At 43.0% G+C, this 23,939-nt stretch carries 27 protein-coding genes; 25 read left to right on the forward strand and 2 right to left on the reverse strand.

Translation table 11 applies throughout. From position 1 onward, the window contains the following. Window positions 1-53: 53 nt before the first annotated feature. The 9 genes from MHI38_RS21450 to MHI38_RS21490 all read left to right on the forward strand — a co-directional run bounded on the left by MHI38_RS21450 (window position 54) and on the right by MHI38_RS21490 (window position 6,171). On the forward strand, window positions 54-524 hold the full coding sequence (locus MHI38_RS21450; RefSeq protein ID WP_341181653.1) for a hypothetical protein: 471 nt from the start codon (window positions 54-56) through the stop codon (window positions 522-524). Window positions 525-541: 17 nt separating this feature from the next. Next, complete coding sequence (locus MHI38_RS21455) at window positions 542-871, forward strand: hypothetical protein (protein WP_154959748.1); 330 nt, start codon at window positions 542-544, stop codon at window positions 869-871. A gap of 103 nt (window positions 872-974) precedes the next feature. Next, window positions 975-1,352 carry a hypothetical protein gene (locus MHI38_RS21460; protein ID WP_154959749.1) on the forward strand — a complete coding sequence of 126 codons (378 nt, stop codon included), beginning with the start codon at window positions 975-977 and terminating at the stop codon, window positions 1,350-1,352. A gap of 77 nt (window positions 1,353-1,429) precedes the next feature. Next, a complete protein-coding gene (locus tag MHI38_RS21465) occupies window positions 1,430-1,915 on the forward strand; it encodes a hypothetical protein (RefSeq protein ID WP_154959750.1) in 486 nt (161 codons plus the stop codon). A 119-nt stretch (window positions 1,916-2,034) separates the two neighbouring features. Continuing rightward, window positions 2,035-2,463 carry a hypothetical protein gene (locus MHI38_RS21470; RefSeq protein WP_154959751.1) on the forward strand — a complete coding sequence of 143 codons (429 nt, stop codon included), beginning with the start codon at window positions 2,035-2,037 and terminating at the stop codon, window positions 2,461-2,463. Window positions 2,464-2,495: 32 nt separating this feature from the next. Further along, window positions 2,496-2,660 (forward strand): hypothetical protein, encoded by a 165-nt coding sequence (locus MHI38_RS21475; RefSeq protein ID WP_341181654.1) that lies wholly within the window; start codon window positions 2,496-2,498, stop codon window positions 2,658-2,660. A gap of 277 nt (window positions 2,661-2,937) precedes the next feature. Continuing rightward, on the forward strand, window positions 2,938-3,537 hold the full coding sequence (locus MHI38_RS21480) for a hypothetical protein (protein ID WP_308722329.1): 600 nt from the start codon (window positions 2,938-2,940) through the stop codon (window positions 3,535-3,537). A gap of 333 nt (window positions 3,538-3,870) precedes the next feature. Then, window positions 3,871-4,359, forward strand: a complete 489-nt coding sequence (locus tag MHI38_RS21485; RefSeq protein ID WP_341181655.1) for a stalk domain-containing protein — start codon at window positions 3,871-3,873, stop codon at window positions 4,357-4,359. Window positions 4,360-4,881: 522 nt separating this feature from the next. After that, window positions 4,882-6,171 (forward strand): galactokinase, encoded by a 1,290-nt coding sequence (locus MHI38_RS21490; protein WP_341181656.1) that lies wholly within the window; start codon window positions 4,882-4,884, stop codon window positions 6,169-6,171. A gap of 195 nt (window positions 6,172-6,366) precedes the next feature. Here MHI38_RS21490 and MHI38_RS21495 read toward each other — a convergent pair whose 3' ends face one another. After that, complete coding sequence (locus tag MHI38_RS21495; protein WP_186811758.1) at window positions 6,367-7,620, reverse strand: MFS transporter; 1,254 nt, start codon at window positions 7,618-7,620, stop codon at window positions 6,367-6,369. A 438-nt stretch (window positions 7,621-8,058) separates the two neighbouring features. Here MHI38_RS21495 and MHI38_RS21500 point away from each other — a divergent pair, with 438 nt between their 5' ends. The 15 genes from MHI38_RS21500 (at window position 8,059) to MHI38_RS21570 (ending at window position 21,861) form a co-directional block, all read left to right on the forward strand. Continuing rightward, entirely contained in the window at window positions 8,059-8,505 is a 447-nt protein-coding gene (locus MHI38_RS21500) for a TerB family tellurite resistance protein (protein ID WP_154959756.1), read from the forward strand. Between the two features lie 39 nt (window positions 8,506-8,544). Beyond that, the gene (locus MHI38_RS21505; RefSeq protein WP_341181657.1) at window positions 8,545-9,138 is read left to right on the forward strand and encodes a TerD family protein; all 594 of its coding nucleotides are present in this window, start codon (window positions 8,545-8,547) and stop codon (window positions 9,136-9,138) included. 63 nt (window positions 9,139-9,201) lie between these two features. Next, the gene (locus MHI38_RS21510) at window positions 9,202-9,777 is read left to right on the forward strand and encodes a TerD family protein (protein WP_154891225.1); all 576 of its coding nucleotides are present in this window, start codon (window positions 9,202-9,204) and stop codon (window positions 9,775-9,777) included. 121 nt (window positions 9,778-9,898) lie between these two features. Then, window positions 9,899-10,480, forward strand: coding sequence for a TerD family protein (locus MHI38_RS21515; RefSeq protein WP_154891226.1), 582 nt, complete (start codon window positions 9,899-9,901; stop codon window positions 10,478-10,480). A 22-nt stretch (window positions 10,481-10,502) separates the two neighbouring features. Further along, entirely contained in the window at window positions 10,503-11,747 is a 1,245-nt protein-coding gene (locus MHI38_RS21520) for a TerD family protein (protein WP_154891227.1), read from the forward strand. A gap of 29 nt (window positions 11,748-11,776) precedes the next feature. Then, entirely contained in the window at window positions 11,777-12,511 is a 735-nt protein-coding gene (locus tag MHI38_RS21525) for a TerC family protein (protein ID WP_221789206.1), read from the forward strand. Window positions 12,512-12,656: 145 nt separating this feature from the next. Continuing rightward, window positions 12,657-13,853, forward strand: coding sequence for an HpcH/HpaI aldolase/citrate lyase family protein (locus MHI38_RS21530; protein WP_260510944.1), 1,197 nt, complete (start codon window positions 12,657-12,659; stop codon window positions 13,851-13,853). After that, entirely contained in the window at window positions 13,789-15,189 is a 1,401-nt protein-coding gene (locus MHI38_RS21535) for a phosphoribosyltransferase family protein (protein WP_221789204.1), read from the forward strand. The genes MHI38_RS21530 and MHI38_RS21535 overlap by 65 nt, the downstream gene beginning before the upstream one ends. 11 nt (window positions 15,190-15,200) lie before the next feature. Next, window positions 15,201-16,352: a cysteine protease StiP family protein gene (locus tag MHI38_RS21540; protein WP_221789203.1), complete on the forward strand. Its 1,152-nt coding sequence runs from the start codon at window positions 15,201-15,203 to the stop codon at window positions 16,350-16,352. Continuing rightward, on the forward strand, window positions 16,349-17,176 hold the full coding sequence (locus tag MHI38_RS21545) for an HAD family hydrolase (protein ID WP_221789202.1): 828 nt from the start codon (window positions 16,349-16,351) through the stop codon (window positions 17,174-17,176). Before MHI38_RS21540 ends, MHI38_RS21545 begins: the two co-directional genes overlap by 4 nt. Continuing rightward, a complete protein-coding gene (locus tag MHI38_RS21550; protein WP_221789201.1) occupies window positions 17,173-18,213 on the forward strand; it encodes an ATP-grasp domain-containing protein in 1,041 nt (346 codons plus the stop codon). Before MHI38_RS21545 ends, MHI38_RS21550 begins: the two co-directional genes overlap by 4 nt. Window positions 18,214-18,367: 154 nt before the next feature. Then, the gene (locus MHI38_RS21555) at window positions 18,368-19,096 is read left to right on the forward strand and encodes a hypothetical protein (RefSeq protein ID WP_221789200.1); all 729 of its coding nucleotides are present in this window, start codon (window positions 18,368-18,370) and stop codon (window positions 19,094-19,096) included. Between the two features lie 15 nt (window positions 19,097-19,111). Further along, window positions 19,112-20,215 (forward strand): toxic anion resistance protein, encoded by a 1,104-nt coding sequence (locus MHI38_RS21560; protein WP_341181658.1) that lies wholly within the window; start codon window positions 19,112-19,114, stop codon window positions 20,213-20,215. A gap of 586 nt (window positions 20,216-20,801) precedes the next feature. Next, the gene (locus MHI38_RS21565; RefSeq protein WP_221789199.1) at window positions 20,802-21,368 is read left to right on the forward strand and encodes a hypothetical protein; all 567 of its coding nucleotides are present in this window, start codon (window positions 20,802-20,804) and stop codon (window positions 21,366-21,368) included. Between the two features lie 205 nt (window positions 21,369-21,573). Further along, on the forward strand, window positions 21,574-21,861 hold the full coding sequence (locus tag MHI38_RS21570) for a hypothetical protein (RefSeq protein WP_154891235.1): 288 nt from the start codon (window positions 21,574-21,576) through the stop codon (window positions 21,859-21,861). Window positions 21,862-22,162: 301 nt separating this feature from the next. On the opposite strand, the gene MHI38_RS21575 is transcribed toward MHI38_RS21570, so the two are convergent. Next, the gene (locus tag MHI38_RS21575) at window positions 22,163-22,411 is read right to left on the reverse strand and encodes a DUF1433 domain-containing protein (protein WP_154891236.1); all 249 of its coding nucleotides are present in this window, start codon (window positions 22,409-22,411) and stop codon (window positions 22,163-22,165) included. Between the two features lie 175 nt (window positions 22,412-22,586). Here MHI38_RS21575 and MHI38_RS21580 point away from each other — a divergent pair, with 175 nt between their 5' ends. Then, complete coding sequence (locus MHI38_RS21580; protein ID WP_341181659.1) at window positions 22,587-23,927, forward strand: lipase family protein; 1,341 nt, start codon at window positions 22,587-22,589, stop codon at window positions 23,925-23,927. Window positions 23,928-23,939: the final 12 nt, after the last annotated feature.

A 23,939-nucleotide genomic window follows, 5' to 3' on the forward strand; every position in this document is an offset into this window, starting at 1 on the left:
AAAAGGCAAGTGGATATAGGGAAGTGTGAATCAACTAGAGGTTGGTGGAGAGTGTGTCAAAGAGTATTTATCTAAAAAACAAAGATGAGTTATTACCAGAGGAACTTATGGCTTATACATTGGCCAAATTGGGATCGTACGAATGGAATAGGACAGAGATGTACAATCCAAACCGGATCTATGAGCAACCTGCAGGTTTTTATTTCAGATTTCACAATGCCGATCAGGTTTACGAACAATTAAAGCCATGTATTGAGGAGTTCAAAGGTAACTTGAAATGGATAATTCATGTAAGTCCTGTAACCAGACATCAAAATTATGTTGTTGAACCTGCTGATGTATATTATGCGAAACAAGCCGAGACATATCAGGTAAATATGGAGCTGCGGGATGTGCTTCAAGCGTCATATAATGACGTCTGTGAACTGGCGATTCAAGATATTCCTCTATTATGCAACCATATTGAGCAATGGTTTGAGCTGGAGCATAAACAACTCTATCCACCCACCATACCGAATCAGTGAGTAGGGGGGAGATTCGTTTGTCACAAAGTGCAATTCGTTATAATCAGCGAACACGTTATATACAAGATGCTCAATTAGGTGCAGTGATTCAGTGTGTTTTTATCGTTGTAGATCAAAATGCCACGAAATTCCCTGACGAAATCGGGTGGTTATTGCATGCAATAGAGGAGTGGTGGAGTGATTTTGAAGAGTTGCCACCAGGATTAAAGGATATTGAATTAGATAAGTGGCTGACAACGGGAAGTCGTAAAGAGATGTTTAACATATTGTTAGATGGAGCTCTTGAACAATGTGATGAATCCTTAAAAGATGAAATATTCAAATGGATGGAGATATTGAGAGATTGATCTAACAACACGGAATTTCAGTCCGGACCCTGTAAACTTATATAGAGTCATTCTGGACGCAATGATTTTCACTGCATTTTTACTGACCAAAGGAGTTTTGGACATGGGAAAGTATGTATCTGTCAGAGGTTGGTTGGAGTGTGATGAGAATACAGTTAGCGAAGTGAAAAAGATAAGAGATGACTTCACAGCGAAGTACAATGAAGGTTTACTAGATGAAGATAAATTGGCAATTTACCAGTCGGGCTGGACATTCCCGGAGAAGCAAATTAACTGGACAGCTTATGTATTTTATGGGGCAGATGTCAGAGAGTATCACCTTGATTTTATGAAAAATCAACTTTCTGAGATGGCTAACATTCAGGATATAACAGGATATTTTTTGATAGATGATCATGATGGAGACTATCATTTGTGCTGGCAGATATATGAGAATAAAGTTTTTGAAAGTGAACAGGAGAATATCGTGTTTAACAAATAAATAAGTATAAATCAAAGGCCCGCCTCAACTTCTAGTAGAGAAGTGATGGACTGTTTTGGTTTGAAGGTAATGAAGGAATGGCATCCGCTTTTGTGTTAGTAGAAGAGAACAGTAATATACCGATAGATCGTTTGGTGAGAGATATACAACAAGCCTGTAGGGAAGCGAGATTACATATCGTTTCTGGAATTCAAGATGTAGATTCAGAACAGAACATGAAACATTGTGCCTTGGGTATTTCACGTCCAAACCAACAAGATTCAGACAATAGTGTGGCGACTGATATGATCAGAGTTGATGTGTATGACGAACCTGCCCTACATCAATACAGAGAGTTGGAATGGAGAGAGGATGGACAGATATACTTTAACACGCTTATTATTGATGAGGTTTATCAAAATGAAGAGGTCACGTTAACCTTTCTGTATCATTTTCTTACGAGATACACACAGATGATAGTTTGGATAGAGGAAGATTGGGTGTATACATTGTCTGATCTAGATAAAGCTTTGAAAACTTCTAATCTGTCTGATTGGTGTTATGTGAACCCGAACTCCTTATAGGTAACAGAATTTGGAGGTTCTTATTCTAAGTTTTTAACTATCCTACGACTATACTTCTGGCATAATGTTAATTTTCCGGATTATGATATAACATTATTTTGTAGTAGGAGGATTATTTTATGAGAAGGACTTGGGTATTCATTCTCACTTCAATGTTGTTACTTGTGGCATGCTCAAACTCAGGGCATAATGAACTTCAAAGTTGGGCATTTGATGTCGTAACTTGGGAAAAGGGAGTTTACAAGGTGACAACTGACACTGTTCCTACAACCGATGTGGAAATCGAAATTGGAACAATTAAAAAACACTCTACAAATGAGAGCGATAAATTACCCAATCTGTTCTCCAACAAATATAAAAAAGGTACAAAATTATTTAAAGTGAAAAATGTAGAGACAGACGAATATATTGCAGTAGAAGATAATGAGACTTACTATAGAGCAGTAAAAATGGAGGGGATGAATACAGCGGCCAATCTCCAGCATAGTAAGAAGCATAAGCAATTCCAAGCCAATGACAAGCTTTTGAATTTTTCTATACGTATCTGACAGAGAAAGAGTATCGGAAACGAAAGGACTTCTTGGATAAAGTTAAGGTCACACTCACGGAATGGAATGAGAAGACAGAAAATGAGATCGTGAAGCTAATCATTGACATGCCCATGTCTAAGTGGAGCCGGGCAAAGGGAAGTATGACGCGGTTTGAAAATGGTGTGTTCTCGCTTAAGGTACTATTGGTATGTTGAAGTTATAAGAATGAATAAAACATATATTCACAATTGTTTTATAGGAAAATAAAATTATAAAGAGGATTAAATGGATAATTGTAGAATATTTAATATTATATGGGAGGAGGTTTATTTGTAGGAGGTGATAAATTTAAGACTTTTTCTTACTAAAATAAATTATTCCGAAGATTAATACTCCTAAACCTATAGGACCAAGAATGAAGAATATTATATTGCTCCAAACAATATCCATTTCTAAACCCCTTTCATAATATAAATTTCAGGAGGAAGTACAATGAAGAAGATCAGTATATTTTTAATTATACTTTTTGTTTCTACATCTATTTCTACTATTTTTACAAATTCAGCATATGCAAGTGTTGGAGAAGAAGATATTACATCTAAAATACAAAATATTTTGGACAAGTATGATATAAACGAACCTTTCTCCGAGGAGGACACACAATTTTTAATAAAGTATTCATCTTTAAACAATAATATAACATATAATCAAAATAAAGGTGAAGTTTCAATTTTATCTACATCAAAGAAATATTTCACAGGAAATGATAAAACATTAGCCTTGACCGGATATGTAGAGTATGACTCTAGTTTTGGTAAAAATAGTTGGAAACTATATATGGATGCATGGGACACTAGTGCAATAAAAAGAAATATTCGAGCAGAAATCAAGATTGATTGTGTAGGTATTGTCAACTTTGAAAATGGTTCAATGGGGAAGATTTATAATAATACAGTGAGCCAGGCTTCATCTGGTAAGGTAAGTTATCTGACGTTGAATAAGACTGATTCTTTCACAGGGTTACCTATTCTTGTGTTTTACTATCCAAAAGCTACATTCGATGGAGTTGATTTAGCTGGTGAGTTCAGATAACTACTAAAATTAGAGCGTGTAGTTATAGGGAAATCGCTGAAGTATTTGTTTAATGTCCAGCTAATTTTGTTGGAGATTCATATTTTTTAATTACAATAAAATGTAGATATAATTGGACTGATTAAAATAGGCCTTTAAGAAAGCTTATCTGTGCTTCATCATTAACGAAGCAGATAAGCTTTTTTTGCAATAGGGCTATGACACATAATTATGAGCTACAAGGCTTGTAATTAGACTGGGGATCATAACGTATGCTGTGAAACAAAACAGCTACGACTCACGTCTGAAACATAAATCCCAAACCGAGGATAAGCGAGAAAGGAGCACCCATTTATGAAAAAATGGATACTGTTTGCTACCGCACTATGCGTTGTCACCGTAGCTGGTACGCTGTATGCTTCAGCCACCAAAGTCAGTGCAGCGGCATCCACACCGGCCTACACCTTAACCGTGAACGGCAAAGAGATACAGACGAGTAAAACGGAATTGATGCCTTTCGAGCAAAAGGGAACGGTTTTTGTGCCTTTGCGCGCTACGGCAGAGTCTTTGGGCTACAAGGTCAGCTGGCTCGTAGCAGAGAAGGCCATTCGTGTAGAAGACAGCATCCAATCGGTTATCGTGAAAGATGGCAGCACGCTAGCCAAGTTTACGGGAAAGCTGAAAGTCATCAATCTGACTCAGGATGTGGAGTTGCCTGTACCCGTTCAATCCAGAAAAGGCATAACGTATGTGCCTGCTTCATTCTTTGAACCTTTTTTCAACGAGGTTATCGTGAAAGAGGGGAACGTGTCCATCTCGGCACAAATGTCGAGCATCCAATAGATTCATGTCCACAACGATGTTTGAGTTAGATACGATATGGGTCGATGTTTGCAGACTGTTCATGGAAGGAAGTACGATCCATCCGAACCTTACCTTTGAAGACATGCCCCCACAACGGAGCATAAGTCTTAAAGGTTTTTTCTTTTTTCAGGCGGGCGAACAAATCAACAAAACAAAATAAGATCAGACCAGATATGCAACCAAAAAGACTACAAGCACATCAGTTCGTATATTACTCAAATAAATTCCTGTAGTCAGTACGTATATTACCGCAACTTTTCAACGAAAATATGGAAGAAAATACACCATCAAGATTCATATTCCATAATCTCGTGCAAGTTAGGGATTATGCATTTCCCAAATGGACACATGTTTCAAAAAACGCTTCCAAAATTTCAATTCTGCCCTACCTTTTCGGCTCAGAAGCTGAGATAATGGGGATGGCTAATCCGATGAAGGATTTTAGACGACATAAGGGATAGCGGTTACATACCGCTTGCATATGAAATGGGAGGAATAGAGATGACCACACAGGTAACAGAACTCATTCAATCAAAACAGGGACAGGCTTTGCTTGCGCAAATGTACGGACCACAGCATGTAGAGGAGCAGGGTGCCCGTTACGAGAAGCTGGACGCTTCGTTCCGTGAGCATTTTGGTGAGCAGGAGCACATGCATCTATTCAGTTCCCCGGGCCGCAGTGAGATCGGCGGTAATCATACGGATCATAACCATGGTAAAGTGCTGGCGGGAAGTATTACGCTGGACACGATTGCAGTGGCTGTGCCAACAGGCGATAACGTAATTACATTCTATTCTGAGGGATACGACAAAAAGTATGTTATCAACCTTGCGGACTTGAAACCTAACACGGAAGATGACGGTACTACCGGATTGATCCGTGGTATGGCGGCGGGCTTTGTAGAGCTTGGATTCAACATCGGCGGATTCAAAGCGGATATCTCCAGTAACGTATTTGCGGCTTCGGGCGTAAGTTCTTCTGCATCTTTCGAAATGTTGATCTGTACGATCCTGAACCATTTCTATAACGATGGCAAGCTGGATGTCGTAACGCTGGCTAAAATCGGACAATATGCCGAAAATCACTACTGGAACAAACCGTCCGGCCTGCTGGATCAGATGGCTTGTGCATATGGCGGTTTGATCTCGATTGATTTTGCAAATCCGGCTGAACCTGTGATTGAGCCTGTGGAGTGGAATTTCCAAAAAAACGGATATTCCCTGGTCATCGTGAATACAGGTGGCAACCATGCCGACCTGACAGAAGATTATGCTTCTGTACCTAACGAGATGAGAGCTGTTGCGAAAGCACTTGGCGCTGAATACGTGCGTGAAATCTCAGAAGAAGATATTTATGCAAAATTGCCTGCGATTCGTGAAGCAGCAGGAGACCGTGCGGTATTACGTGCATTGCACTTCCTGGCTGAGAACACACGCGTGGATGGACAGGTATCCGCTCTGCGTGAAGGACGTTTTGCTGATTTCTTGTCACTGATCACTGCATCAGGTAACTCTTCATGGAAATGGCTGCAGAACGTGTATCAAGGCGGGGCTTCCCGTGCACAAGAGATTTCCGTGGCGCTTGCCTTGACTGAGAACTACCTGAGCAACCTTGGCGATGGTGCATGTCGTGTGCATGGTGGTGGATTCGCAGGTGTTATTCTGGCGATTGTGCCAAACGAGAAGGCAGAAGAGTATATGAACTGGATGCGCGGTATGTTGGATACACCAGTCATTGTCGTTAACGTGCGTCAGCACGGTTCGATCTGCTTGAATGCAGAACTGAATTAATCAGGCTTGATTATAGCTATAAAAAGACAGAATAAATTCAAAAGCGGACTCGGGTAGGATATTCCTTCCGAGTCCGCTTTTTTGTTTGAAAATGGAGATCCACCAATAGCCTCATGGTGAAACGACAGTTAAGATTGTCACTGTTTTTGAAGCAAGCGAATCAACGATATGTGCGTATATTGACGATTGCTACTGTCACTGCTCAGGTACATTTCGCATTTTGGAAGCAAACAGGAAGCAGGCCAGGATGTAAACAACGCTAAGTAAAAGATAAGGTAATTGCAGTGAGAACAGACGGTCGAAAAACGTTTCGCTCACGCGAACGAGCAATCCGCCCAGCAAGGTGCCGATAGCGCTTATGCCAAACGACAGGAAACGGAACACACTGCCTACACGCCCGAGCAGTTCATTCGGGACGGAGCGCTGCAGAATCGACGAACGGACCACGTTATAGACAACAATGAAGAAGGCTGCGCAGAAGTATAGACCACCGACCACATACGCATTGGACGTTAGACCAACAGCTCCATAGAGTAGCCCCATCGACAGGATGGAGAGCAGAATGAGCTGCTTGGAACTCCAGCGTTTCCGCATATAAGCTACAGCCTGACTCCCCAGAATACTGCCGATGGTCGCAATGGAAATCAGAATACCGAAGGCATACGCTTCCAGCTGTAATACTTCACGTACAAAGAAAATTTGAGTCACCAGAATCATCGAGAACATTAACGTGATAGTCACCGACAAGATGGCCAGGCCGCGAAGAAACCGGTCTTGAAACACATACTGAATGCCGGACCACATCTCGCGTTTCCAATTTTTCATCGGGCGAGTTTCCTTCTCCGCCTGTTCTTCAACTTGGGATTCTTTTGATTTCGCGGGATGAAAGCTGCCTCGCAAGCCACTAATGAGTAACAACGAGAGTATGGCCGTCACGGTGTCAATGGCAAAAGGGTATACGATATGCATCGTAATAATGAATCCGCCAAGCGCTACGCCCAGAATATCACTGGTGATCAGTTGCCCGGCAGTAAATTGGCCGTTGGCTTTTTCCAGTTTTTTCTCCTCTACAACCTGAGGAATGATCGTCTGCACGGTGCTGTCAAAGACAACGCGGCTTAGACCAATCCCGAACATAAACAAGGCAAGCAAAGGTATACTGATCCAGCCTCCCCAGATACAGATTGTCAGGAATAATAGAAATATCATCCGGGTAAAGCTGGCTCCAACCAGCATATGTTTGCGTGAATATCGGTCGATCAGTACACCAACCGGCAGGCTAAAAATCAGCCAAGGTAATCGCAGGGCAGTCATCGTAATGGATGCATATAACGTATCCGTTGTTAGGGTGGAGACAAGCCAGGGTACGGCAGCGAGAGTTAATCCATCTCCTAGAAAAGTAAGGGAAAAGGCACCGAACAGCTTGGAGTAGTTTGATTTTGATTTCATATATTCCTCCGTTCGTAGATATGGTACTGGTATGTAGCGTGTGAATAGGATTCTCATGTAATAGATTAATTTAAAGGCTTTCTCTAGTACTAATTTATGCCATTTGGTAGAAACCTGCAAATTTTGGAGATTATATGATCCCTGTTTTCTTCAAGAGATGTTGTTCATACATGCATTTATTGTCGAATTGTGATGTCGAATATTGTAATAAATTGTAGATGAAATGAATAAATTACGAATTATATTAGAAAAAAGTATGGATTGGTATAAAAGATTGGTTTTTGTTTTTTATTGTAGAAAATTGGCACAGAAAAGAGTATAGTTGAGGAAGAATTTAACTGTTGATTTCTGACATTTAGGTTGTAAACAGTATACTGGAATTTTACAGTGTATTGACCAGAATAAATGCATTTATTATGAAGTTAACGGAGGGTACATATGAGTGCTTTTAAGAATTGGCTCAATTCAACCAAGCAAGGGTTAGAGGATCAAGTCAAGCGATTTAAGAACAAAGATTTCATGGATGCTGTAGTAGCTGGTTGTGCCCTGGTTGCTTTTGCTGATGGGTCCGTCGATGCCTCGGAGAAGAACAAGATGGCGGGTTACATTAACCTGAGTCAGGAATTGAAGGTTTTTGATATGACAACCGTGATTGAAAGATTCAATCATTATGTGAATAATTTCGAATTTTCCCCTGAGATCGGGAAGCAGGAAGCTTTGAAGGCGATTGCCAAGTTCAAGTCCAAACCTGAAGTAGGGCGTGTCATTGTAGGTGTATGCAGTGCCATTGGTGCTGCTGATGGTAACTTTGATGATCAAGAGCGCAGAGTAGTGGCTGAAATTTGTGCTGTTCTGGGCCTGAATCCAGGTGAGTTCAGTCTCTAGAGTCTATTAGATAGGGAAGTTGAAAGGAGGTGAATATTAGTGGCCGGTATTAACTTGGTAAAGGGACAGAAAATTGATTTAACCAAAGGTAAAGCTGGATTAACCCATGTGATCGCCGGTTTGGGTTGGGACCCTGTAGCCTCGAAAGGGTTTTTCGGGAGAAAAAAACAAGCCAATATCGATTGTGATGCTTCAGCTTTGCTATTAGGTGAAAATGGAAAGCTAACCAAAGAAACAAATCTGGTTTGTTTTCATAACAAACAGAGTTTATGTAGATCTGTCGTTCACTCCGGAGATAATTTGACGGGCGAAGGTGAAGGGGACGATGAGCAAATCAAAATTAACCTCTCCGTCGTACCTGCTGATGTTCATAAAATTCTGATCGTCGTGAACATATATGATTGTGTTAATCGTAAACAGGATTTTGGAATGATTGAACGTGCTTATATTCGTATCCTGGATGGTAGAAGTTCGCAAGAATTGGTTCGTTTTAACCTGTCTGATAGCTATGCAGGGATGACAGCCCTCATCTGTGGTGAACTGTACCGACATGGTGGCGAATGGAAATTCTCAGCTATTGGTGAAGGTGCTCATGCTGTACATATCGATGAGCTTGCTCGTCGTTATACGTAAAAATGAGGATTACCTGAAATGAATTCAGCAACTAAAATTATAGTGAGCGGAGATGAATCTTAAATGGCTATTAATCTGTCTAAAGGTCAAAAGATTGACTTAACAAAAACAAACCCGGGACTTGCTAAAATCACTGTAGGTTTGGGTTGGGATACGAACAAATATGATGGCGGTAAAGATTTTGACCTCGATGTCTCCGTATTCTGCGCTAACGCTGACGGTAAAGTGAACGGGGAGAAAAACTTTATTTTCTTCAATAATCCGCAAAATGAAAACGGTTCTGTCGTGCATACAGGGGACAACCGCACTGGAGAAGGCGATGGCGATGATGAGCAAATTAAAATCGACCTGCCTAACGTTCCGGCTGACGTTGAGAAAATCGCGTTTACCATTACGATCTATGAAGCTCAGGAGCGCAGCCAAAACTTTGGACAAGTATCACGTGCTTACGTACGCATTGTAAACGAAGCGAATTCCGAAGAATTGATCCGTTTTGACTTGGGCGAAGATTTCTCTATTGAGACAGGTGTTGTCGTTGGAGAGTTGTACCGTCATAGCGGTGAGTGGAAATTCAGCGCAATCGGTAGCGGTTACCAAGACGGTCTGGTTGGACTGACTCGGGATTATGGCTTGCAATAGAACTTTTTAATCAAGCTCTGCATGTATAGCAATACCGGAAAGCCGTCGATCTGACGGTTTTCCTTTTCATTACATTAAGATCTTTTAAAATCTTTTGCTGAAAAGAAGGGCGGACGAATAGATGACGATTAGCTTGGCTAAAGGACAGCGGATTGACCTTACGAAAACAAACCCTGGTCTGACTAAAGTTGTAGTGGGCCTGGGATGGGATACCAACAAATATAGTGGCGGAGTCGATTTCGACTTGGATGCTTCCGCTTTCCTGCTTCATGAGGATGGCAAAGCCAAAGGAACAGATGATTTTGTCTTTTATAACAATCCAACAGGCGGCGCAGGATCATTGACTCACACAGGAGATAACCGGACAGGTGAGGGAGAGGGCGATGATGAGCAGATCATCGTAGATTTCAGCAAGGTCCCTGCAAACATCACGAGAATCGGCATTACAGTAACGATCTACGATTATGAAGCACGCGCACAAAATTTTGGTCAGGTATCCAACGCTTTTGTTCGTGTTGTCGATGCTTCTAGTGACCGTGAAGTTTTACGTTATGACCTGGGCGAAGACTTCTCTACCGAGACGGCTGTTGTGTTCTGCGAATTTTATCGTTCCGGTGCAGACTGGAAGTTCCAGGCGATCGGCAGTGGTTTTGCAGGCGGGCTCGCCGCGTTATGCCAGAATTATGGACTAGACGCGAAATAAGAGAAGGATAGGTGAATCTGTTATGGCTGTAACAGTCGTCAAAGGGCAAAAAACGGACCTCACTAAAACGAATCCCGGGCTGACCCGGCTGACGGTGGGCATTGGCTGGGATTCTTCTCCTGCCCTTGAACTAGACACATCTGCTTTTCTTCTTGGTGCTAGCGGAAAGGTATCGGGTGATGAAGATTTTATCTTCTATAACCAGCCCACAGGCGGTTTTATTACCTACAAAGACACACCGCAGCAATCGGATAAAAAGCAGTTCGATATCGATCTGAGCCAAATTCCTGCCCGTATTGAAAAGATTGCGTTCAGTCTGACGATCTATGAAGGGGAGTCCAAAAACCAGAGTTTTAGCCAGGTTCAGAACACCTATATTCGTTTTGGTCATGCGAATAGCGGACAGGAAGCGTTGCGGTATGATTTAGCGAGTGGTTTTACCGTGGAAACGGCGATCGTTATTGGCGAGTTATACCGACATAACGGAGAATGGAAATTCAACGCTGTAGGGGCTGGTTTTTCCGGTGGACTGGATGCACTATGCAGTAACTTTGGCGTGAGTGTGGAGAACGACACGACTTCTTCACAGCCCGTCCCTCCAGTGCCTCAGCCACCTGCGCCGAAACCTCCTGCTCCACCAGTTCCACCGCCTCAACCCAAGATTGAGTTGAACCTGAGCAAGATTGAGCTGAAGAAAAAGGGCGATACCATCAATCTGAAGAAAAATGCAGGTGGACTTGGTGAGATTCTAATTAATCTGAACTGGAATCAACAGACGAGCAAGGGATTGTTCGGGCGAAACAAGAGCGTGGATCTGGATCTGGGTTGCCTTTTCGAAATGAAGGATGGTAGCAAAGGAGTAATTCAGGCGTTAGGTGAATCGTTTGGTTCTTTGAATCGGTACCCTTATATTGCTTTGGATGGGGATGACCGGACAGGTTCAGTGAAAACGGGAGAGAATCTGCGTATTAATGGTGCACGTATTTCGGAAATCAAACGACTCCTCGTATTCACCTACATCTATGAAGGGGTTACGAACTGGTCGCAAGCGGACGGCGTCGTTACGATTAACCAGAAGGACGGCCCGGATATCATCGTGCGAATGAATGAATATGGAAGTTCCTTAGGTATGTGTGGAATCGCTATGTTCAGCAACGTGAATGATGAAACATTTAGTATTGAGAGGATTGTTCAGTTCTATAATGGACACCGCGCTCTGGATGAAGCCCATGGATGGGGTATGCGCTGGACTGCCGGCAGTAAATAACAATTTGAGTTAGCGGAGGCTCTCTGTTCATGTTTAGTGATTTCTTTAGAAGTATTAGTGAGAATTATGGTCATTTTTTCTCTTGGACCGAAATCGTAGCCACACTCTCCGACCCCGTAAGTTGGGGAATCATCGGCAGTTTGATCTTGCTGGAAGGGCTTTTGTCCGCAGATAACGCGCTGGTACTTGCTGTAATGGTTAAACACCTACCTAAGGAGCAACAGAAACGGGCGTTGTTCTATGGTATTTTAGGTGCGTATATTTTCAGGTTTATTGCCATTGGGCTCGGAACATTCCTTGTCAAGATTACCTTGGTCAAGGTCCTCGGGGCGTTGTACCTTCTCTACATTGCTTACAAGGGACTATTCAAGCCTCAGGAAGAGGAGAATCAGGAAGGAAAGCAATACTCGTTCTGGAAAACCGTACTTATGGTGGAACTGATGGACATTGCTTTCAGTATCGATAGTGTTATTGCTGCATTTGGTATCAGTGAGCAGATTTGGGTGTTGTTCCTCGGAGGTATTATCGGGGTACTCATGATGCGTGGAGTTGCACAAGTGTTCCTCAAACTCATTGACAAATTTCCTGAATTGGAAAAAGCGGCGTTTATTCTTATCGCGATCATTTCTGTAAAAATGATGTTGAGTGCTTTTGGCTTCCATATCCCTAACGTACTCTTCTTCTCGTTACTGATTGTTGTATTTGTTGGAGCAATGCTGATAAGTTCTGCAAGAAAGAAAAAAGAAAATCAAGGTAAGGCTTAGCTTTAAAATCGCCACACCTACTACCAATCCCTCCGCATCTTGGAGGGATTGGTTTTTATACCCCCGACAGCATTCATTTTATGATGCAGAACTGACTTCAAGTCAGAAGTGCAAGGAGGAGAATAACCTGAAATATTTTAGTTTTTTGAATGCAGAGGAAGAAGAAGCTTTATTTTTTTCTTCGCCCATATCGTTTAGTCACCGAACCTCCAAAGAAATGCTGGCATACGCTGTTGGGGCTGCTTTGTACATGCCAGCCACACGTCCGCATATAGCAGACGATATTCTACAACGTAAACATGAAGGACTTACAACCATCGTTATTGATCTGGAAGATGCGGTAGGCGACGAGCAAGTCGAATTTGCGGAACAATGTCTGTCTCAGCAACTTGGACTGATTACCGACTACATGGAGGCAGGGAAATTGCACACCGATGACATGCCTTTATTATTCGTCCGGATGAGATCCCCTGAACAGTTGGAACACCTTATAGAAATGTTGGGAGAACGAATCTCTTTATTAACAGGTGTTGTACTGCCGAAGTTTAGCTGTGAGAATGGACGTGCTTATCTGCAGCTTGTTCACCAGTATAATCAGCAGAAAGATCATTCACATCCACTCTTATATGCGATGCCCATTTTGGAGACGGCGGAAGTTATTTACCGTGAGTCACGTTGGCAGACATTGATGGATCTGAAACAGATTGTGGATGAGTATGCACCATATGTATTGAATGTCCGAATCGGAGCCACAGATTTCTCAAGCCTGTTCGGTCTGCGGCGAAGCCCGGAGCTTACGATTTACGACATTGCAACGATACGTGATTGCATAGCTGATATTGTCAATTTATTCGGGCGTGCAGATCAGGGATATGTGATATCCGGGCCGGTCTGGGAGTATTTTAGCCAGCGTGAACGTGTATTCAAACCCCAATTAAGGCAGACGCCATTCGAGGAATCTCTGGGCAAGACAGGGCGGAACCTCAGAATGAAATATATTACGAACTCCATGGACGGGCTCATGCGTGAAGTGATGATGGATAAGGAGAACGGCATTGTAGGTAAAACAATCATCCATCCGACACAGATCAAACCTGTTCAGGCGATGTATGTGGTTACGCATGAGGAATTCATGGACGCACAGGGAATTATCGCTCGAAATGATGGGAGCCTGGGTGTTTTTAAAAGCACGTATACCAATAAAATGAACGAAATTAAACCGCATTTAAGTTGGGCTAAACGAATCTTGATCCGATCACAAATATATGGGGTGTTACATGAACAGCAGCATTTTGTCGGGCTCTTGCCCAAACACGAACAGACTTACGTTTCCTATTCTTGATCAGTTTGAAGTCACCGTCGAGGCTACACATAATCCGCTTGCAATCCCATTGGAAAATCTGTTCTCTATGGCGGCACGCCTGAATAAAAAGAGATCTTTTCTCTTTGTCAGCAAGCTGCTGGGCAAGCATATTGCCGTTAATCCATATACTTCACTACTAAGCGGCGCTGCTCTGGCCGTTCTATTGTATGAGGATATAACGCACGGAGAGGACAAGCGTACTATAGAGTGGAAGCAACAAATGGTCCGTGGACTAATCGATCCAGAACAGGCCCGTGAGGCTTATGAATATCTAATGGGTGTGCAGATGAGTTTGCCTGAAGAGGTTCGCTTTGTTGGTTTTGCCGAGACGGCCACAGCTTTGGGACACAGCATGTACGAGCTATTTGCTAACCGTGCAACGTACATTCATTCTACGAGAGAATACCTTCCCGAGATTGAGCCGGATATCCAGTTCGAGGAGGAGCATTCCCATGCCATGTCTCATCGCTGTTATGCAGTGGACTCTGCCTCCCTTGCTGAGGGTGGGCCGCTGGTCCTCGTGGATGATGAGATTACAACAGGCAACACCACGTTAAACATCATTCGGGATATTCAGCGTAATTATCCGCGTAAACATTATTATATTGCGTCATTACTGGATTGGCGTACGGATGCAGATGAGCAAAAATTTTCTTCATTAGAAGATGAACTTGGAATAACCATCACCCCTCTCTCTTTGTTAAAAGGAAAAATTCAGGTCACGGGTGAGCCAGCCATTGATATCTCGGGGGAAAAGAAAATCCCTGAATCCACATCTCTGATAAGTGTTATATCTGTAGCAGGTGAACTGGAGCCTTGGGCTATAGTGTCCGCAGATTCCGAGGGGAATCGCTGTTCACTGCCCTACCTGAAATATTCAGGACGATTCGGCATTCATTCCGGCCTTAATTCAATGCTGAGTGCAGGCATCTCAAGGATTGCATCCATTTTACGTGAAAAAAGAAAAGGACAACGAACCCTTGTCATGGGAACGGGTGAGTTTATGCATATCCCGATGCGGATTGCAGCTGAGATGGGCGACGGTGTTCTCTATCAGTCTACGACTCGAAGTCCGATCTATACGGTCAATCGCCCGGGATATGCTGTTGTTGCAGGTGAAGGATATGCTTCTCCAGAAGATCCGGCTGTCCGAAATTATATCTACAATATATTGCCTGGGCAATATGATGAGATCTTTGTTTTGATGGAAAGACATATGCCGGAGGAACGCATGCGGCCTATGCTTGATGTGTTGTTACAACTCGGATGTAAGCAAATACATGTGGTGTACTGCGGTGCTCCACAGGAAGGCTGAGAAGACAAGCGATGAACTTACCTGCTATGGAAAGCATAATCAAGAAACAGATTAAACCTCCTGAACCAATGGGGAGTTATGACCCGTCCGATGTTATATTTTTGTTGAAGGATCTAAGTAACATTTCATTAGAAAAAGAGACCGGAGAACGTGAACACGCAATTCAGTCGGGCGTGCATTATTCAGAGATGCTGCCTGTCGAGTATCACCCTTCGGATGAATATATTGAGCTATTTCACGAGACTTTAGCACAATCTGCGGAAAAAGTAGCCAGAGCCGCCGCAACGGTAGCGGAGATTATTGTACGCAAGCGGGGATTGAACACCGTTCTTGTCTCGTTGGCTCGTGCAGGAACGCCCATTGGCATTCTGGTGAAACGTTATATTTCCATGAAATATAATGTGGACTTGCCTCATTACAGCATTTCGATTATCCGTGGCAAAGGAATAGATGAGAATGCCATTTTATATATTTGGCAACAGCATGGGGTTGATATGCCAATCCAATTCATCGATGGCTGGACAGGCAAAGGAGCCATTCGCAAGGTGCTGGTCGATGCCTGCGACAGTCTGGATCAGCGTTATGGTATTCGGTTGAATGATAATCTGGCCGTACTCGCTGACCCCGGTCATTGCTCAGATACCTATGGCACCCGAGAAGATTATTTGATTCCAAGTGCCTGTCTCAACTCGACCGTATCGGGTTTGATGAGTCGGACTGTGCTACGGGACGATCTTATTGGACCGAATGACTTCCATGGAGCCAAATGGTACAAGGAGTGGGCTTCTTCTGATCTGTCGACGATGTATGTAGACAAGATTTCAGAATATTTTACCAAAGTTGAGACGGAGGCCTCGCTTCAAGCAGAGGATGCGCTAGCCGATCCTCCAGAAGTCACATGGCAGGGAATGAAGGATATTCAATCCATTCAACAGGCGTTTGATATCCAGGATGTAAATCTGATCAAGCCAGGGATTGGAGAGACGACACGGGTACTGCTTCGCCGTGTGCCTTGGAAAATACTGATTGACCGTCCGAACAATCCTAACCTGAAACATATCATGCTACTTGCTCAAGATCGTGGAGTTCCCGTTGAGATATTCCCTGGGCTAAGTTATTCATGTTGTGGCATTATTCGATCTGTAAAGGGGGGCGGCGAATGATCTATGCAAGTGATTTGGATCAGACACTGGTCTATTCTCGCCGTTCTATGGGCGTTGGTGAGGATGCGCCCGGGTTGGTTCCTGCAGAATGGATTCGTGGTGAGTTGTCTGCCTTTATGTCAGCCGAGACGTTGAATCAACTGATGACACTCCCCAAAGATATCCTGTTCATTCCAGTAACGACACGGACAGTGGCACAGTATCAGCGGATACAGATCTTTCAGCAAGAGGTTATTCCGTCCTATGCGATAACTAGCAATGGTGGCAACATTCTGATGAATGGCAAGGTCGATCCCTCTTGGAACGAACATGTTCGTTCCAAGCTTCAAGAGCATGCAGCAACGGCTGCCGAGGTGCGTCAGATCTTTGACGATGTACTGAACAAGGAATGGGTTATAGGAGAGCGACTATGTGATGAGTTGTTTTTCGCTTTTGTCATCCATCGTGATCTCATGCCGGTAGAAGAAGTTACAGAGAAGATCAAGCGTGTGGAATCCCTGGGCTGGGAGGCTTCCATACAAGGCCGTAAGTTATATCTGGTTCCCTCGGCGGTGAATAAACGAGCTGCGGTAGAATATATTCGCCATCAGATTGGCGATGTACCCGTTGTTGCGTCCGGTGATTCTTTACTGGATCGCTGTCTGCTCGATTATGCAGATTATGCGATTGCTCCACGGCATGGAGAGTTATATCGGGAGAAACAGCGGAATCCTGAAACGGTTCACTACCAGTTCACCGAACAATCCGGTATTTTTGCCGCAGACGAGATATTGAAATATGTCCGCTCTATACACCACGCTGCGATAGGAGATGTCGTCTCATGACCAAGACTCGTATATATTTTAACCGCTGGTTTTCGGTGGCATATCACTATATGAATATGATTCGGAACAACGAAGACGGGATGCAGTTCGAAATCTATGGCACACATTCTGATCCGAACAACATGGCGCTTCAGGCATGTGATCATGCAGAACTGGAGCCGAAGGTGACAGGAAAAGAGTATATTGATTTCTGTGTTGATTTTTGCCGCAGACATCAGATTGATCTATTTATCCCACGTCTCCACATGCTGGATATCAGTCGGAATATACATCTCTTTGAAGAGGTAGGAACCAAGGTTTTGGTTTGCAGAGATACAGACTTAATGGAAAAATTGATGGAGAAGGATCACTTCTATGAATCTGTTCGTGAACTCGGGATCATGAGCATTCCAGATTACTTTACGGTCAGCAATGCATCTCAATTCAAACATGCTTATGAAGCACTCACTAACGCAGGACATGAAGTATGCTTCAAGCCTTGTAACGGTGAAGGCGGTATGGGATTCAGGGTGATTGACAATAGTCGTAATCCGCTGGAAGAACTGTCTGGACATACGCAGAATCGCATATCATTCGAAGATGCATTTCGAGCCTTTTCTTCTGTAGAATCTTTTCCGAATCTTATGGTTATGGAGAGACTTCAGGGGTATGAGTACAGTATCGATTGTCTGGCTGACAGTGAAGGGAAGCTGCTGGCAGCTGTGCCTCGACGTAAAGCAGGCGGTCGTTTAAGAAAACTAGAGGAAAATGCAGACCTGTTGAACATCGCGAGTGAGGTGGCCAGCGCATATCGCATCCCATATAACTTCAATATTCAGATGAAATATCAGAATGATACTCCCAAACTGCTAGAGATTAACCCAAGGATGTCTGGAGGACTACATGTGTCTTGTCTTTCAGGGATCAACTTCCCTTATCTGGCAGTAAAGCTGGCTTTAGGTTATGAGGTGGGGCCACTACACCCACAGTATGGCATACTGGGAAGTCATGTAGAGCAGCCACTCATTATGGATGAGCAGAAGGTTAGGAATCATTAAAGAACCGTTGCCAAAGATTGACACCTTCTGACTGATTTTTTTACAATACGATTATATAGATGATCTTGAGAGGTACACCGCAGCGAAGTGATCAAGTGTAGTCTTCATTTGTTCATTGTATACGATAGTGTTGTTACAGGCAGGAGGAAAACAGATGTTACGCAAAACAAAAATCGGATTAGGTGCACTGATCGGATATGGACTTGCCGCTGTAAGCAGCTTTTTTGTCCCTGAATTTGTAACCTGGGCCATCCCGGCTTTGGCGACAATGGTTGGTGCCTTGATTCCATCCAGGCCGCATGAGCCTGCAGTGAAAACATTGGATTCAAATCGACACCCTGAACCATCAGCGTTGAATAGTGCATCCAGCGAGCAGGGGACCGTTGAACGTACAGCTAATCAGCGAATTCATCCTACTACTGGACAAGCAGAGATGACTAGCGCTTCCGAAGTCGGTTCAAAGCATAAACAGACGGATATGGACCCTGTTTTTGGCCCGGTCATTGAGTATCTTGAAGTGCTGGAGGATATGGTGATCTCCGAAGGGCAAAAAAATGAACTGGACAATGAAATCGTGGAGAAGTCGTTAGCTCTGTTTGCCAGATTGCAACGAGTCATTCCGGCGTTGAAAGAGTTAAACAATGGTGATATTAACCATACGATGCGCAGATTGATTTTGAAAGATCTCAATGGATTTATTAATCCCTTCCTGCGTTTGAGTGGAGAAGCGAAGCGCACGAATCGCCGAATGTTGTTAAATGGTTTGAAGGATGTGGATTCCAAAGTTTCAGAGATTGTATCTACCATTGAACATAAGGATTTAATGGAGCTTCAGAATAAAGCAGAGCTTATTCATCAAAGGTATAGTAGCTCCGAATTATAGGAGGGATGGTCAGAGATGGCAACGGAATATATTCAACTGAAGCAGGATGATCAGCAGCGAATTAACCAGGAAGCAAGCCAATTAATCCAGAAAGTATCACAGACGGATGTTGTTCAGCTAGATCTGTTAATGGATGATATCGGCAAACTGGGTGTCAAAACGCAAGAAAAAGCGGGTCAAACGTTAAAAATGCTGGACCGACCTGTTAATGATCTGATGTCTGGTAATCGGGCAGAAGTGTCAACGATGATCTTGAAGCTACGTGATGAGTGCGAAAGCTTGCAACAGAGCAAAAATGTGAGTTTTGTAGGACGATTACTGCGCAAAAGCCCACTGAAAAACTATGTCTATCGCTACCAGTCTGTCAGAACCAACATTGATAGTATCATTAATGGGTTAAGAGATGGTAAGGACAATCTGGAAGAAAGCATTGTAAGCATGCGTCAGTTAAAACGCTCTTCGATTCAGGAAATCTATAACTTGCAAACCAAAATTGCTTTTGGTAATCAGTTGAAGGAACTATTCGAGGCGGAGATTGCCAAGCCGGAAAATGAGAACCGCAAGGCTCACTTGGAGCGCGGATTGCGAAAGGTCGTTACGCGTACACAATCCATGACCGAGATGATTATGCTCTATAATCAGGCGATTGCGGCTACCGATATTATTAATGATAACAATGATAAACTGATTGATTCCGTAAACAATGCGATTGATAAAACGGCTAATTTGATCACGGTATCGGCCATGATTGCGATGGCTTTGAATGATCAGGAGAAGGTCATCTCGGCTGTGGAAGCCACCAATAGAACGATTGAAGAACAGTTCAAGGAGAATGCAAGATTGCTGCGAACCACGACCGAAAAGACAAATGATCTGTTAGCCAAACCGGCGATGTCGATGGAATCGGTTAATCAGGCTATTGGAGATTTGATGTCAGCTCTGGATCTCTCGGAGCAGTCGAATCGCCGTATTATTGAAAGTTGCAATGATTATACAGCCAAGATGACTGCGCTCAATGCTGGCATGAGTGAACGGTTAGGCCTGGAAGCTCCCAAAGCCGGCAGTATCCAGACTAAAAAGCAACCGGGTGCGAATGCGTTAAGCTCTTATCTGGATTAGTTCGATGTTTATATAAGTTGAACTAGAGAGTTTACACAGTCCACTCCGATGACAGAAGAACCTGGAGAGTAGCGGTTATCCCCAGATTTTTTGGATTTCCTTTCACAAAGGTAAAAATCCGGTGATAAAGGCGAGCGCTCCGCTTTTCCAGGTTTTTTCTGTCCTCTCCGTTAATGTATAAAAGAATAGTTCAACTTATTTAGTAAGTTAACTTATGTATTTATCAGAGTTTATGAAAAGAGAGGCGCCGTGGCGTCTCTTTTTGCTTTTCTGTAGTTGCATCGATGAGAAGAAACTCTCAAGTCCGAAATTGGCACAGGTTTATTCCAATCTCATGCGGACGATACTGGGCATACATTGAAGTTTGTTGGCATACACATGTGAACATGTACATCTTCATCGTGAAGGGGGCAGGGCATGTTATCTCTCATTATTGCCGGTATCGTGGGTGTTCTGATCGTCGTAGCTAGCAGTGAAAAAGCAGAGTCTATTGCGGAATTAAATGAACGTTAATATGCTGTATTTTCCGGGGAGTCTTTGATAAAATTAAGGCAAACCTTGGAAGTCGAAGAAGGAGCCGCCTAACATGCTGGAGTTTACTTTCGAAATCATTGATGAGGCCAAAATTAACATTCAATACAAGTATGGTAGTCAGTTTTTCAACTTTAATCTGTTCTGTTCCAATGGAGAATGGAAGCTGCATCCGTTTGATGGCATTCTGATTGAGAACCGGGAGATGTGTCGTCTGGTCGTTTCGGATCTGTTACAAAACAAGGACTTTCATGTGATGCTTGCCAAAGAAAAAATCGTATTATCGCGTCTGCGAACCACGGTTAATCTACAATCAGATGATTCGGAAGAGTTCGAGAGGGATCAGCGGTGGGATGATCGATCATCACAGAACGATGAGTTAATGGATTACATAGAGAATCATAGTTTTGAAGAGGTGCTTGAACTGGAGAAACAGCAACTGGGTGCAAGGGTGGACTTTTTTCAACAGATCATTCAGAGAATGTTTATGGAGGGAATCGGGCCTGAAGATCCTGACTTTCGCAAGGTTCAGTCTCTCATTAAAATTTATAAAGATACCATAGAAAGTCTGGGTGATATTAACGGTCATCAATCTGGAGATCATCCGCGTAAGAGATGGTAGAACCCGATGTTAATTAACTTGGATTCGCTAAAATTTCAATATGCCTGAAAAGAAGTTAACAAGCCCAGGAACACTTGGGCTTTTTTCTATTATTAAAATGTTGAACGTATTGTCATCGACTTGTCTTTTTTATGAAATGGACCAAACTTTAGGGTGGGTTCGTTTGTTGAGTAGGTATAGGGATCATGATATGGGAGGTTAGAAGATGAGTAATCCACATCTAGAAGAAACAAGTCTGGAAGAGGCGCATTTATATGAGGAGCTTCGTCGTGCACTGGAAGACGTGCCGCAAGGGAAAGAACGGGAGCAAGTGATGCAGCGAATGATTCGTCAGTTAAAGTCCGCCAACTGGCGCAATGGACGTTTGAATGGGGTCAAAAAGTATTGGAGAGACGCTAGACCGGTTAAGTTATGGATATGGATTGCTGCCGGAGCGCTGGCTCCCGTTGTATTTTTCTGCTTATTTATCTGGGCATCCCTTTGGGTGGAGTGAAGCGCAAGATGTGGTCGATGAAGAAGTGTTGATAGAGCACGTGTAAAGATGCAATATGATATTAATATTCTGGTAACAACGTCCTATGAATAAATCAAATAAACTAGGTTTAGATTAGGATGTGCATAATGACCTTTTACTCATTTATGAGCGATGTTATACACGATATGTATTAGATGATCTATAATGATTCTACTTCTTTGGAAAATGCAGGATAGATTCAATCCTATACGTTTATACCAAAAAAGAGCCTGATGGAGTATCAGGCTCTTACGCAGGGTCAAGCTGGTGACATTATATTCTATTTAGAGGATTTGATCGCATCAGGTACTGAACCGGTTTTTACCGTATACGTATCATAATCAACCATTGCAAAAATTTCCTGATCTTTGTGTCCTTGTACATACCCTGTCAGTGAAACCGTATGAGATAGATCCGCGGGGATGAACTTATGATCTGTAAACACAACGTCAATGCCGTAGGTTTCTTTGAAATAAGCCAAGCTTACTTCCTCGGCCTTTTGGATAATCTCCTTTTTTTCGCTGGACATACAACCTAATAAAGTAAGTGCAACCGTGCCTAGTATTAGAAAAAGAAATAATGACTTTTTCAATATTTCACCTCATATTCCTAATGTTGTCGTTAGATATTGTGCATTATACAACTTCTTCTAAATTGAGAAAAGGGTGATTTGATTGAATTCTTACAAGCCGGACGAATTATATATGAAAATATCAGAACTTGCTTATACGAATGTCCCTGCTGGAAGAAGTAATGTTTTAGATAAGGATGAATATAAAGATTGGACTACAGTCGAACCTGATGGTGCAGAATTGCATAGAAAGTATTCAGGATTTGATGCAGTTGTACTTGAGAATCCAAAAACGAATCAAGTAATTATAGGTTATCGTGGTACAGAACCGGCAGGCAAGCTTACAGATAAGGCAGCGGATTGGGAAACAGACGTCTTCGATGTTCTAGGTGGTAGAACAAGAAGACTTGAAGATGCAGTGACCGACCCGGAACGTTATAACATTTTTAAGAATAGTCCATTTAAAGCTATAGTGGATAATGAACGATGGGAGAACAATCAGTTTCACCAAGCTGAGGAACTATATGAGGTGGTACAGAAGACATATCCTGACTCAGATATTACGGTGACAGGTCATTCTCTTGGTGGTGGCTTAGTTCAATATGTTGCCGCTCGGAATGATGTATCCGGGATGACCTACAGTGCCCCAAGTGTGATGAATCTGCTGGATGATGCCAGCATTGCCAAGGTTAACGAAGGATACTTCGATAACAAAATACTTAATGTTGTTCATCCTAATGACTCTGTAGGTGCGGGCGGATTAGTCGAATATGACAGACATGTCGGTGTTACCGTATATAAAGGGCAAGATTTCGAGTCGGCCAATGCGATGTATCAGGATTGGAAATTTCAGTTACAGCTTAAAATCCCGTTTCAACCTCTCGGGGCTGGATCACCGATGCTGGTGCATGATTTAAAACTCGGTTTTGATCTGGATAAACTGCAAATGGGCAACATTGTTAGACTCATGGATTCCTTTTCCAAGGATGAGGGGAAAGGATATCACTCCATGAAACAATATAGTTTTGATGAACAAGGGAATTTGATTGGTCCATTAATTGATCGGAAAACAGGTGCTACCCTGGATATCTCTCCAAGATGGACTGCACACCAAGAGGCTCTTGCTGCCTTCTCTAAAATCACCTCAGGAGCAGTAGGCACACTGATAACAGCTATTGCTGGGAATCAAGGGGGACTAGGCGGAGGAAAGATACAATTAACACCGGAAGAGTTAGCACAGTCTGCTCGTGAAATGAGAATGAGTCTAACTGGGTTTTCCAGTGATGCGCAAGCTTCGATTCAGATGTTTCAGACGCATATTTCCACAAGCGAAAGTCAGTCTTTTACCCCAATTGCGTATAACGCGACAGCGACTCTGCAACGGATCAATCGTTGGTACCAGGAATCGATTAGTGAGATTGCAGATTACATTGAGCGTAAGCGAGAAGATTTTGTCATTGCAGACCAGCAGTAAAGCACAAGGCAT

Origin of the sequence: Paenibacillus sp. FSL K6-1558 (assembly GCF_038002565.1) — a bacterium.
GTDB lineage: Bacteria > Bacillota > Bacilli > Paenibacillales > Paenibacillaceae > Paenibacillus > Paenibacillus polysaccharolyticus.

Excerpts from the sequence above, each read along its gene's own strand:
- MHI38_RS21500 (WP_154959756.1), top strand. The coding sequence starts at position 8,059 with ATGAGTGCTTTTAAGAATTGGCTCAATTCAACCAAGCAAGGGTTAGAG.
- MHI38_RS21515 (WP_154891226.1), top strand. The coding sequence starts at position 9,899 with ATGACGATTAGCTTGGCTAAAGGACAGCGGATTGACCTTACGAAAACA.
- MHI38_RS21535 (WP_221789204.1), top strand. The coding sequence starts at position 13,789 with ATGAACAGCAGCATTTTGTCGGGCTCTTGCCCAAACACGAACAGACTT.
- MHI38_RS21465 (WP_154959750.1), top strand. The coding sequence starts at position 1,430 with ATGGCATCCGCTTTTGTGTTAGTAGAAGAGAACAGTAATATACCGATA.
- MHI38_RS21545 (WP_221789202.1), top strand. The coding sequence starts at position 16,349 with ATGATCTATGCAAGTGATTTGGATCAGACACTGGTCTATTCTCGCCGT.
- MHI38_RS21480 (WP_308722329.1), top strand. The coding sequence starts at position 2,938 with ATGAAGAAGATCAGTATATTTTTAATTATACTTTTTGTTTCTACATCT.
- MHI38_RS21580 (WP_341181659.1), top strand. The coding sequence starts at position 22,587 with ATGAAAATATCAGAACTTGCTTATACGAATGTCCCTGCTGGAAGAAGT.
- MHI38_RS21550 (WP_221789201.1), top strand. The coding sequence starts at position 17,173 with ATGACCAAGACTCGTATATATTTTAACCGCTGGTTTTCGGTGGCATAT.
- MHI38_RS21560 (WP_341181658.1), top strand. The coding sequence starts at position 19,112 with ATGGCAACGGAATATATTCAACTGAAGCAGGATGATCAGCAGCGAATT.
- MHI38_RS21470 (WP_154959751.1), top strand. The coding sequence starts at position 2,035 with ATGAGAAGGACTTGGGTATTCATTCTCACTTCAATGTTGTTACTTGTG.
- MHI38_RS21565 (WP_221789199.1), top strand. The coding sequence starts at position 20,802 with ATGCTGGAGTTTACTTTCGAAATCATTGATGAGGCCAAAATTAACATT.
- MHI38_RS21510 (WP_154891225.1), top strand. The coding sequence starts at position 9,202 with ATGGCTATTAATCTGTCTAAAGGTCAAAAGATTGACTTAACAAAAACA.
- MHI38_RS21575 (WP_154891236.1), bottom strand. The coding sequence starts at position 22,411 with ATGTCCAGCGAAAAAAAGGAGATTATCCAAAAGGCCGAGGAAGTAAGC.
- MHI38_RS21520 (WP_154891227.1), top strand. The coding sequence starts at position 10,503 with ATGGCTGTAACAGTCGTCAAAGGGCAAAAAACGGACCTCACTAAAACG.
- MHI38_RS21570 (WP_154891235.1), top strand. The coding sequence starts at position 21,574 with ATGAGTAATCCACATCTAGAAGAAACAAGTCTGGAAGAGGCGCATTTA.
- MHI38_RS21540 (WP_221789203.1), top strand. The coding sequence starts at position 15,201 with ATGAACTTACCTGCTATGGAAAGCATAATCAAGAAACAGATTAAACCT.
- MHI38_RS21490 (WP_341181656.1), top strand. The coding sequence starts at position 4,882 with ATGACCACACAGGTAACAGAACTCATTCAATCAAAACAGGGACAGGCT.
- MHI38_RS21485 (WP_341181655.1), top strand. The coding sequence starts at position 3,871 with ATGAAAAAATGGATACTGTTTGCTACCGCACTATGCGTTGTCACCGTA.
- MHI38_RS21460 (WP_154959749.1), top strand. The coding sequence starts at position 975 with ATGGGAAAGTATGTATCTGTCAGAGGTTGGTTGGAGTGTGATGAGAAT.
- MHI38_RS21525 (WP_221789206.1), top strand. The coding sequence starts at position 11,777 with ATGTTTAGTGATTTCTTTAGAAGTATTAGTGAGAATTATGGTCATTTT.
- MHI38_RS21495 (WP_186811758.1), bottom strand. The coding sequence starts at position 7,620 with ATGAAATCAAAATCAAACTACTCCAAGCTGTTCGGTGCCTTTTCCCTT.
- MHI38_RS21555 (WP_221789200.1), top strand. The coding sequence starts at position 18,368 with ATGTTACGCAAAACAAAAATCGGATTAGGTGCACTGATCGGATATGGA.